Origin of the sequence: Cognatilysobacter lacus, assembly GCF_008274655.1 — a bacterium.
In the GTDB taxonomy this organism is placed as follows: Bacteria; Pseudomonadota; Gammaproteobacteria; order Xanthomonadales; family Xanthomonadaceae; genus Cognatilysobacter; species Cognatilysobacter lacus.
Map to the genome: position 1 here is coordinate 1 of NZ_VTRV01000089.1, position 10,735 is coordinate 10,735.

A 10,735-nucleotide genomic window follows, 5' to 3' on the forward strand; every position below is an offset into this window, starting at 1 on the left:
CGCGCTCCGCAGTCGGCCCCGGCTCCGCGTCGCGAGGCGCCTGCCGCGCGCGGCAACGATTTCGGCAACGATTTCGCCGACGACGACATCCCGTTCTGATCGCCACGAATCGTCCCGATCGAATGAAAGGAGCGGTTGTTTGACCACTTGGCTCGTGACCGGCGGTGCCGGCTTCATCGGTGGCAATTTCGTGCTGGACGCCGTCCGCCGCGGCGTCCGCATCGTGAATCTCGATGCGCTGACGTACGCGGGAAACCGCGACACCTTGGCGCCGCTTGACGGCGACCCGACGCACGTCTTCGTCGAAGGCGACATTGGCGATGCCGCGTTGGTCGAGCGCCTGTTGCGCGAACATGGTCCGGACGCCGTGATCAACTTCGCCGCTGAAAGCCATGTCGATCGCTCGATCGACGGGCCTGCGGCATTCGTGCAGACCAACGTCGTCGGTACGCTGGCGCTGCTCGAGAAAACGCGCGACTACTGGCGCTCGCTCGGTCCGGTCGAACGCGATGCGTTCCGTTTCCTGCACGTCTCGACGGACGAGGTCTACGGGTCGCTGGGTGAAACGGGCAAGTTCACTGAAGCCACGCCGTATGCGCCGAATTCGCCGTATTCGGCATCGAAGGCCGCATCGGATCACCTCGTGCGTGCCTTCCATCACACGTATGGCCTGCCGGTCCTGACCACGAACTGCTCGAACAACTACGGTCCCTACCAGTTCCCCGAAAAACTCATCCCGCTGATCATCGCGCGCGCGCTGGCCGGCGAGCCGCTGCCGGTGTATGGCGATGGCCGCAACGTGCGCGACTGGCTGTTCGTCGGCGACCACTGCACGGCGATTCGCCGCGTGCTGCAGTCGGGGCGCGTGGGCGAAACGTACAACGTTGGCGGTAACGCGGAGCGCGAGAACATCGAGGTCGTGCGCGTGATCTGCGCGCTTCTCGACGAGCGTCGACCGCTCGCCGATGGCCGTGCGCGCGAATCGCTGATCTCCTTCGTCGCCGACCGTCCCGGTCACGATCGCCGCTACGCCATCGACGCCGGCAAGATCGAGCGCGAGCTCGGCTGGACCCCGACGGTGACGTTCGAACAGGGCATCGCGCAGACGGTCGACTGGTATCTCGACAACCAGTCGTGGGTCGCGCGCGTGCTGGACGGCAGCTATCGCCTCGAACGGATCGGGCAGGCATGAGCACGACCGGACGCAAGGGCATCATCCTGGCCGGCGGCTCGGGTACGCGGCTGTATCCGATCACGCAGGCGATCAGCAAGCAGCTGCTGCCGGTGTACGACAAGCCGATGATCTATTACCCGCTGAGCGTGCTCATGCTTGCGGGAATTCGCGACGTGCTGGTGATCAATACGCCGCACGAGCAGGCGCTGTTCAAGGCGCTGCTGGGCGACGGGTCGCAGTGGGGAATGCGCATCCAGTACGCGGCCCAGGCCAGTCCGGACGGGCTGGCGCAGGCGTTCCTCATCGGCGAGGAGTTCCTTGCCGGCGCGCCAAGTTGCCTCGTCCTCGGCGACAACATCTTCCATGGGCCGGGCCTCACCGCGATGCTTACGGAAGCGGACCGGCGCGCGCACGGGGCGACCGTGTTCGGTTACTGGGTGAACGATCCGGAGCGTTATGGCGTCGCAGAATTCGACGCGGATGGACGGGTCGTGGGTCTGGAAGAGAAGCCGGCGCAGCCGCGCTCCAACTACGCGGTCACCGGCCTGTATTTCTACGACGGGCGCGCAAGCGAACTGGCGGCCACGCTGGCACCGTCGTCGCGCGGGGAACTGGAGATCACCGATCTCAATCGCCTCTATCTCGACGAAGGCGCCCTGCACATGCAGCGGCTCGGGCGTGGCTATGCATGGCTCGACACGGGCACGCACCAGTCGCTGCTGGAGGCAGGCAACTACATCGAGACCATCGAGGCCCGCCAGGGGCTGCGCGTCTGCTGCCCCGAGGAGATCGCCTGGAACAACGGCTGGATCGGCGACGACGACCTCGCGCGACTCGCCGCGCCGCTGACCAAGAACGGCTACGGCAAGTACCTGCTGAGCCTGCCCGAGCGCGGAATGGTGCCTTGAAGATCATCGAGACCGACCTTCCCGGCTGCCTGGTGATCGAGCCGCGGGTCTTCGGCGACGAGCGCGGCTTCTTCTTCGAGAGTTTCAACCTCGATCGCCTGGCCGAACACGGCCTGGCGCCGAGGTTCGTGCAGGGCAACGTTTCGCGCTCGCAGCGCGGCGTTCTGCGCGGCCTGCACTACCAGTGGCCGAAGCCGCAGGGCAAGTACGTGACGGTGCTCGAGGGCGAAGTCTGGGACGTCGCCGCCGACATCCGTCCCGATTCACCGACGTTCGGCCGCTGGACCGCCGTCGTGCTGAACGCGGACAACCACCGCCATTTCTGGATCCCGCCGGGTTTTGCACACGGCTTCGTCGCGCTGAGCGAGTCGGCGCTGTTTTCGTATCTCTGCACGGAAACTTACGACCCCGCAGCCGACGCCGCCATCCGCTGGGATGACCCGACGCTTGCGATCGACTGGCCGGTGTCCTCGCCTTCGTTGTCGGGCAAGGACGCGGGTGCGCCTTTCCTCGCGCAGGTCGCTGCCGGGCGCCTGCCGACCTGCGAATGAAGACGCTGCTGATCGGCGCGAATGGCCAGGTCGGCTACGAGCTGGCTGCGCGACTTGCCGGTGCCGACTTGCTGGCCACCACCCGTTCGGGCGTGGCGCCACTGGACGGCGTCACGTGCGTAGCGCTCGACGTCGGCGACCGCGGCGCTCTGCGCAGCCTCATCCTCGACTGCCGTCCGGACGTCGTTATCAACGCCAGTGCATACACGGCGGTGGACCGGGCTGAGTCCGAGAGCGAACTCGCATTCCGGATCAACGCGGAGGCACCCGCGGCGATGGCGACGGCCTGCCTCGAGGCCGGGGCGCGTCTCGTCCACTACTCGACCGACTACGTCTTCGACGGCACGGCGCGGTCGCCCTACCGCACGGACAGCGCGGTGTCGCCGCTCGGCGTTTACGGACGCAGCAAGCGCGCGGGCGAGGTGGCGGTGCTGGCGTCCGGCGCCGACGTGCTGGTGCTGCGCACGGCCTGGGTGTACGGGACGCGCGGGCAGAACTTCCTGCGCACGATGCTCCGTCTGGGTCGCGAGCGCGACGAGCTGCGCGTCGTGGATGATCAGGTCGGCTGCCCGACGCCGGCATGGTTTGTTGCGGCCGCAACGGCGCAGTTGCTCGAGCGCGCGGCGCCCGCCGGCATCCACCATGCGGTCACGCGTGGGCAGGTGAGCTGGTTCGGCTTCGCAGAGGCGATATTCGTGACAGCGTTGGAGCGCGGGTTGATCGCGCGAGCGCCCACTCTGGTCCCGATCCCGTCGTCGGCCTATCCGACGCCTGCGCGTCGCCCTGACTATTCGGTGCTGGATTCCGGCGGGCTGGCCGCCCTTGGGATCGATGTCCCCGACTGGCGCGACGCGTTCCGCCATACCCTCGACCGCGACGGGGATGCGCTGGCGCGCCTGCTCGGCTAGCCTGTAGCGGGGGACTGCGGGCGGAGGCGGCACATGGCGTGCCGGGAACGACCCGCAGTCGGGTAGCAACCGACGCAGGACGGGGAAAATGAAGGGATTGAAGATAGCTGTGCTCGCTGCCGCACTGGCGGCGACGCCGATCGTGCACGCGCTCGACGTCGAGCCGTATATCCGCAAGGACAAATTCGAACAGATCCTGATTTCGCCCAAGGGCGAGTTCTTCGCGGCCACGGTTCCGCTGGAGAAGCAGACGATCCTCGCGATCATCCGCAGGAGCGACAACAAGGTTCTTAGCCGCTTCGGGATGGGCGAGAACACCGTGATCGGCAACTTCCGTTGGGTCAACCCCGCGCGCGTGCTGTTCACGGTCGGAGAAAAGTTCGGCGCGCTGGACAGCCCATCCGGTACGGGCGAGATCTACGGCATCGACGCGAAGGAGGGCGCGATCGGCGAACTGCTGGTCGGGCAGCGAGTCACCACGAATACCGGGACCGGCGGCGGGTCGCACATCCAGGCCAAGAAGGTCGAGCAGGTGTGGGCCGACATCATCGACGACCTGCCCGGGGACGACCGCAGCGTCGTGCTGGAAGTCGGAACCTTCGGCGCGGAATTCCCGCGCGTGGAGAAGATGGACGTCTACAGCGGACGGCGCATCCGCCTGGCCAGTGCGCCGATCCGCAGCGCGACGTTCTCGACCGACAACGCGGGCGTGGTGCGCTTTGCCCACGGCGCGGATTACGACCGCGCCGGCAAGCTCTATTACCGCGACGGCGAAGGCAGCGAGTGGCGGCTGGTGAACGACGAATCGGTGACCGGCCTCGATCGCGTGCCCGCGGGCTTCTCGAGCGACAACCGGACGGCATACCTCGTTGCGGAAGCCGACAAGGGGCCGGACCACCTGGTCACTTGGGATCCGGCAACGGACAAGGTGGCGGACGTCCTCGTGGATCCGGTGGTCGATCCCGAAGCGATGATCACGGAACTCGGCAGCGAAGTCCCGGTGGGCGCGTTCTTCAACAACGAAACGCTGTCGACGCGGTTCTTCGACACCAACAGCCGCCGCGCCAAGGTGCAGGCACGACTGGAAGAAGCGTTTCCCGGGCAGCACGTGTACGTCACGTCGGAAACGGCTGATGGCGGAACCGCGCTGGTCAGGGTGGGAAGTTCGCGCAACCCCGGCGACTACTATCTTTTCGACACGAAGCTCGGCAAGGCGAACTATCTGCTGAGCAACGGTGAATGGTTCGACCCTGAGCGCATGAATCCCACGCAGGCCTTCGAATTCGCAGCCCGCGACGGACTCAAGATCCACGGCTACATGACGCGGCCGCGTGGGTCGGAGGGCAAGCGTTTGCCGATGGTCCTGCTGCCGCACGGCGGGCCGTTCGGCGTCCGCGATGACGAAGGGTTCGACGCCGAAGTGCAGATGCTTGCCAGCGCCGGCTACGCCGTCATGCGGGTGAACTACCGCGGCTCGTCGGGGTACGGGCGCAGCTTCAGCGAAGCGGGGCGCAAACAGTGGGGCCTCGCGATGCAGGACGACCTGACCGATGCCACGCGCTGGGCGATCTCCAGCGGCCAGGCCGACGCCGGCCGTATCTGCATTTACGGTGGCAGCTATGGGGCCTACGCCGCGTTGATGGGCGTTGCCAAGGAGCCGACGCTGTATCGCTGCGCGGTGGGGTACTCCGGCGTGTACGACCTGCCGACGATGTACACCGACGGCGACACCCACACGAGCGCGTACGGCAAGAACTTCCTCGCTGACTGGGTGGGATCGCGCGAGGAGATCGCCGCGGTGTCGCCGACGCGCATGGCAGCGCGCAGCAAGGTGCCCGTGTTCCTGGCGGCCGGCGGCAAGGACGAACGCGCCCCGATCGGCCATAGCAAACTGATGGAAAAGGCACTGATCAGCGCCGGCACGCCGGTGGAGACGCTGTACATCCCGACCGAGGGGCATGGCTTCTATACGATCGAACACCGCCGCGAGTTCTACACGAAGCTGCTGGCGTTCCTCGCGCGCAACATCGGGGGCGAGACCGCCACACCGCCCGTCCCGGCGGCAAGTGCCTCGACGTCGCACTGATCCAGACCGCTGAAACGAAAAAGGCGCCCCAGGGCGCCTTTTTCATGTCACCGGAAACGCGTCACTTCACCCCATGCATCCAGCGTCGGAGCAGCGGTGAAACGACGAATGCCAGAACCGCGAAGCCGATGCCGATCCACATCATCAGCCAGAACAGGTGCGCGTATTTCGCGCCCGCGTCCGCCATGTCGATCGCCGTACCCTCCGGGATATCGAGGGAGGCCAGCTTGCCGAACTTGGCGGCCAGCGTTTCCGAAAACGCGGTGGCTAGGAACCACGTCCCCATCATCAGGCTGACGACGCTGCGTACCGACAGCTGGGTCACCGCTGACAGCCCGACCGGCGCGAGGCACATCTCGCCCACCTCGAGGGTGAAATAGGCCAGTACCAGCCACCAGACGCTGGCCAGCTGCCCGGTCGCGCCGGCCTGCTGCGCCGCCCAGGCCAGCGGGATGAAGCTCAGCCCCGCGAACAGCAGGCCCAGCGCCGACTTCGTCGGCTTCGAAGGGTCCTTGCCGCGCCGCCCCAGCCACGCCCACAGCGCGCCGAATGTCGGTGCGAGCAGCACGATGAACATCGCGCCCAGATACGTGAGCGAGCTGGCCGTCTGCGGCAGCACCAGCGCGTCGCGAACGAGGAAGACGAGCATGGCGATGATGGCCGCGCCGAACAGCACGCGCGGTGCGGCCGAGGTCGGCTTGCGGTCCGACAGCGTCGCCGATACCACGAATGCCAGCGGTGCCAGCAGCAGCGAGACGATCGACCAGGGCGCCGAGCGCAGGAACGCGGCGAAATCGACGTGGGCCGCGGTCGAGGCCGCCTGCGCCGCCGGGTTCACCAGCGACGGCACGATGTCCTTCGTCAGCATGCGGTCGGTGAACGTCACCCAGGAGCCGTAGGTCTGCTCGTAGAGGGTGAAGAACACCAGGCACATGAAGATCAGGGTGATCAACGCGATCATCTGCTGGCGCTGCACCGCGTTGCAGCGCGCGATCACGAACCAGGTGAACCAGACGAGCACGCCGACCATCACCAGGATCATCAGGCCGAGTGCGAGCGACACGTCACCGGGTAGCCGGAACGCGCCGTTCGCCACCGCCCACATGAGCCACGCGACAGGGAGCAATCCGACAACCGCGCCGACATAGATGGCTATTTCCCGCGGAATCCCGAACACGCGCTCGCGAAGGCGCGACGGTTCCGGCGGCTCCGCATGACCGTGCAGGTACTTCTGCCCCCAGATGAACTGGCCGAGGCCGAGCAGCATGCCGATGCCGGCTGCGCCGAAGCCGTAGTTCCATCCCAGCGTCTGGCCGAGGTAGCCGCACACGATCGACGCGAACAGCGCGCCGAGGTTGATGCCTGCGTAGAACAGCGAGAAGCCCGAATCGCGGCGCGGATCGTCCTCGGCGTAGAGCTTGCCGACGATCGTGGAGATGTTGGGCTTCAGGAAGCCCACGCCCATGATGATCAGCGAAAGGGACAGGTAGAAGAACCGCAGGCTGCCTTCGTCGCGAACGACGTGGCCCGCCACCATGTGCGCCGCCTGGCCTTCGATCGCCATGCCGGCATGCCCGAGCACGAGCAGCAGACCGCCGAAGATCACGGCCTTGCGCATGCCGAGGTAGCGGTCGGCGAGCATGCCGCCGAACACCGGGATGCAGTAGACAAGCCCGCCGTACGCACCCAGCACGTCGTAACCCGCGTTGTCGGTGAACAGGTGGTGCTTCAGCAGGTACAGCAGCAGCAACGCCTTCATTCCGTAGAAGGAGAAGCGCTCCCACATCTCGGTGAAGAAACAGACGTAAACGCCTTTGGGATGCCCGAACAGGTCGTGGCCCGGATCGGCGGTGAGCGCGGAAGCATTGCGGATCGACGACACGCGGAACTCCGGCGTGTGAAAGGTGGCCGGAGTATAGCCACGGCCGCCGCGAGGACCCGTGCCGTGCCGTATCGGCTTCGCTTTGCCACCACCGGCCGTGGGCCTACCATCGGGCTTCGCCCCTGCACGTGGAGTCCCGATGTCCCTTCGCCATGCCCTGCTGCCCCTGATGGTCGCCGCCGCGCTCCCGCTCGCCGCGGGCGCCGCGCCCCACGGCCTGCAGCCCGAGGAGCTCGCCACGCTCGATCGCTTCTCGTCGCCCGTGCTCACGCCGGATGGCCGGACGCTGGTGTTCGCCCGCCGCGTGGTCGATTTCGACGCGAACAAGGCATCCACCGCGCTGTGGGCGCAGGACGCGACGAACCCGTCCGCCAAGCCGCGCCGACTCACGCCGGATGGCTGGAACGTCAATTCGCCGGAAATTTCCCACGACGGCAAGCGTGTCTACTTCCTGAGCTCCAAGGGCGGCTCGTCCCAGCTCTACGCTGTGCCCACGAGTGGAGGCTCGCCGGCGCAGGTGACCGCGCTGCCGATGGATGTCGGCAGCTTCGCGGTATCGCCGGACGACGCGCGCGTGGCGGTCTCGCTCGAGGCGTACCCGGACTGCGCGGCCGACCTCGCCTGCAACGCCAAGCACGCGGAGCGAAAAGATCTCAAGAAGACCAGCGGCGTCGTGTTCGACCGCCTCTTCATCCGTCACTGGGACGCATGGAACGAAGGCAAGCTCAATCGCCTGTTCGTCGCAGAGCTGCCGGCCTCCGGCAAGACGGTGTCGACGGCGAAGCTGGTCGGCGGCAACGTGGTCGGCGACGTTCCGTCGCGCCCGTTCGGTGATTCCACCGAGTTCGGTTGGTCGCCCGACGGGAAGTCGGTCGTGTTCAGCGCGCGCGACGCCAATCGCGAAGAGCCGTGGTCGACCAACTTCGACCTGTACCTGGCACCCGCCGACGGCAGCAGCGAGGCGCGCAACCTCACCGCCTCGAACAAGGCGTGGGACACTGGCGGCGTGTTCAGCCCGGATGGCCGCACGCTGTACTACCGCGCGATGAAGCGCCCGGGCTTCGAGGCCGACCGCTTCGCGCTGATGGCGATGGACCTGGCCAACGGCGCGACTCGCGAGATCGATCCGAAGTGGGACCGCTCCGCAGACGGCATAACGCTGTCGAGCGATGGCAAGACGATCTACACCACGGCCGAGGACATGGGCGAGCACCCGCTGTGGGCGGTGGACATCGCGTCGGGTGGCGTCACCAAGCTCGTCGGCGACGGAACGGTGTCCGCGTTTGACGTCGAGAACGGCGTGCTCGCGTTCTCGCGCAATTCGCTGAAGTCCGGCGACCAGTTGTTCTCCGGTGGCCTCAACGGCAGGCCGGTTCGTGCGGTGTCGTCGAGCGCCGGCGAGCTGTTGAAGGATGTCCGCTTCGGCGACTACGAGCAGTTCGCGTTCAAGGGCTGGAACGGCGACACCGTGCACGGCTACGTCGTGAAGCCGTGGAACTACCAGAAGGGCAAGACATATCCCGTCGCGTTCCTCGTGCACGGCGGGCCGCAGGGCAGCTTCGGCAACGGCTGGAGCTATCGCTGGAATCCGCAGACGTACGCGGGGCAGGGCTATGCGGTGGTCATGGTCGACTTCCACGGATCCACCGGCTACGGCCAGGCGTTCACCGACGCGATCAGCCAGCACTGGGGCGACCGCCCGCTGGAGGACCTGCAGAAGGGCTGGGCCGCGGCGCTCAAGCAGTACCCGTTCCTCAACGCGGACAAGGCGTGCGCACTGGGCGCGAGCTACGGCGGCTACATGGTCTATTGGATGGCCGGCAACTGGAACCAGCCGTGGAAGTGCCTGGTCGACCACGATGGCGTGTTCGACAACCGCATGATGGGTTACAGCACCGAGGAGCTGTGGTTCAGTCGTTGGGAAAACGGCGGGACCCCGTGGGAGCACCCGGAGCTCTACGAGAAGTTCAACCCGGTCAACTACGTCAAGAACTGGCGGGTGCCGATGCTCGTGATCCACAGCCAGCAGGATTTCCGGATCCCGGTGGAGCAGGGCATCGCGGCATTCAGCGCGTTGCAGCAGAAGGGCATCGAGTCGAAGTACCTGTACTTCCCTGACGAGAACCACTGGGTGCTGAAGCCGCAGAACAGCGTGCTGTGGCACCGCACCGTCAACGACTGGCTGCGCCAGCACATCGGCCAGTAAGTCGACCTGCGTTTCGGAACGCCCGGCGCCGCGGGGTGCCGGGCGTTTTCGTTCGTGGCCCCGTCATGCGCGTTGACGGCGCGTAGGCGAGCGTCCGCGCAGGCTCGGTCCCATGAGCGAACAGAAGTGGCCCGACCGTCTCTGGATCGTCCGGCACGGGGAGTCGGCCGGCAACGTCGCACGTGATCGCGCGCACGCGGCGTCTTCGCTCTACATCGATTACGACACGCGCGATGCGGACGTGCCGCTGTCGCCGCTCGGCGAGCGCCAGGCCGACGCATTGGGGCGCTGGTTCGCCTGCCTGCCGCAGAACGAGCGCCCCGACGTGTTCCTCTGCTCGCCGTACGTGCGCGCCCAGCAGACCATGCGTCGCGCGCTGCGGCAGGCGGGCATCGACTGCGATCGGATCCGGCTGGACGAACGCCTGCGCGAGCGCGAGTTCGGCATCTTCGACGGGCTGACCAAGCTCGGCGTTCGCGAACGCTATCCAGACCAGGCCAAGGCGCTGGACCTGATCGGCAAGTTCTATCACCGGCCGCCCGGCGGCGAGAGCTGGTGCGACGTCATCCTGCGCCTGCGCAGCCTGCTCGACACTCTGACGCGCGAATACCGCGGCGGGCGCGTGCTGGTCGTCGCGCACCAGGTCACCGTGCTGTGCTTCCGCTACCTGCTCGAGCGGATGAGCGAAGCGCAGATCCTGGGCATCGACCGCGAGCAGGATGTCGCCAACTGCGCGATCACCGGATACGCGTTCGATCCCACGCGGGGCCACACCGGCAAGCTGGTGCTGGACCGGTACAACTTCGTTTCGCCGCTGGTGGAAGCGGGCGAGACGGTGACGACCGAGCCCGACGTGCCGGTCGGCCCGAAATGAGCCAGCCGCCCGTCATTGGGATAACGCCGGGTCAGCTGCGTCGCTGGCCCCTGCCGCAACCGTCGCGCGCAGGCGACAAGGACGCGCGCGGCCAGATCCTCGTGGTCGCAGGCGCCGGCGAAATGCCGGGCGCCGCGTTGCTGAGC

Annotated in this window: 8 protein-coding genes; 7 read left to right on the forward strand and 1 reads right to left on the reverse strand. The window is 66.9% G+C overall.

From position 1 onward, the window contains the following. Nucleotides 1–139 precede the first annotated feature (139 nt). From rfbB to FW784_RS09040, 5 genes are all read left to right on the forward strand, one after another. A complete protein-coding gene (gene rfbB, locus FW784_RS09020) occupies nt 140–1,192 on the forward strand; it encodes a dTDP-glucose 4,6-dehydratase (protein WP_149353019.1) in 1,053 nt (350 codons plus the stop codon). After that, nucleotides 1,189–2,082, forward strand: coding sequence for a glucose-1-phosphate thymidylyltransferase RfbA (gene rfbA, locus FW784_RS09025; RefSeq protein WP_149353020.1), 894 nt, complete (start codon nt 1,189–1,191; stop codon nt 2,080–2,082). Before rfbB ends, rfbA begins: the two co-directional genes overlap by 4 nt. Next, a complete protein-coding gene (gene rfbC, locus FW784_RS09030) occupies nt 2,079–2,633 on the forward strand; it encodes a dTDP-4-dehydrorhamnose 3,5-epimerase (RefSeq protein ID WP_149353021.1) in 555 nt (184 codons plus the stop codon). Before rfbA ends, rfbC begins: the two co-directional genes overlap by 4 nt. Further along, entirely contained in the window at nt 2,630–3,541 is a 912-nt protein-coding gene (rfbD, locus tag FW784_RS09035; protein ID WP_149353022.1) for a dTDP-4-dehydrorhamnose reductase, read from the forward strand. Before rfbC ends, rfbD begins: the two co-directional genes overlap by 4 nt. An 88-nt stretch (nt 3,542–3,629) precedes the next feature. Then, on the forward strand, nt 3,630–5,627 hold the full coding sequence (locus FW784_RS09040) for an alpha/beta hydrolase family protein (RefSeq protein WP_149353023.1): 1,998 nt from the start codon (nt 3,630–3,632) through the stop codon (nt 5,625–5,627). Between the two features lie 61 nt (nt 5,628–5,688). Here the strand turns inward: FW784_RS09040 and FW784_RS09045 are convergent, their stop codons facing one another. Beyond that, the gene (locus tag FW784_RS09045; RefSeq protein ID WP_235893630.1) at nt 5,689–7,509 is read right to left on the reverse strand and encodes a peptide MFS transporter; all 1,821 of its coding nucleotides are present in this window, start codon (nt 7,507–7,509) and stop codon (nt 5,689–5,691) included. A gap of 139 nt (nt 7,510–7,648) precedes the next feature. On the opposite strand from FW784_RS09045, the gene FW784_RS09050 reads away from it, so the two are divergent. Together FW784_RS09050 and FW784_RS09055 are read left to right on the forward strand one after the other, a co-directional pair. Further along, complete coding sequence (locus FW784_RS09050; RefSeq protein WP_149353024.1) at nt 7,649–9,715, forward strand: S9 family peptidase; 2,067 nt, start codon at nt 7,649–7,651, stop codon at nt 9,713–9,715. A 112-nt stretch (nt 9,716–9,827) separates the two neighbouring features. After that, complete coding sequence (locus FW784_RS09055) at nt 9,828–10,589, forward strand: histidine phosphatase family protein (RefSeq protein ID WP_149353025.1); 762 nt, start codon at nt 9,828–9,830, stop codon at nt 10,587–10,589. Nucleotides 10,590–10,735 lie beyond the last annotated feature (146 nt).

What these genes read in the sequence shown, in the direction of transcription:
- rfbA (WP_149353020.1), top strand. Translation starts at nt 1,189, where the DNA reads ATGAGCACGACCGGACGCAAGGGCATCATCCTGGCCGGCGGCTCGGGT.
- rfbD (WP_149353022.1), top strand. Translation starts at nt 2,630, where the DNA reads ATGAAGACGCTGCTGATCGGCGCGAATGGCCAGGTCGGCTACGAGCTG.
- FW784_RS09040 (WP_149353023.1), top strand. Translation starts at nt 3,630, where the DNA reads ATGAAGGGATTGAAGATAGCTGTGCTCGCTGCCGCACTGGCGGCGACG.
- FW784_RS09050 (WP_149353024.1), top strand. Translation starts at nt 7,649, where the DNA reads ATGTCCCTTCGCCATGCCCTGCTGCCCCTGATGGTCGCCGCCGCGCTC.
- FW784_RS09055 (WP_149353025.1), top strand. Translation starts at nt 9,828, where the DNA reads ATGAGCGAACAGAAGTGGCCCGACCGTCTCTGGATCGTCCGGCACGGG.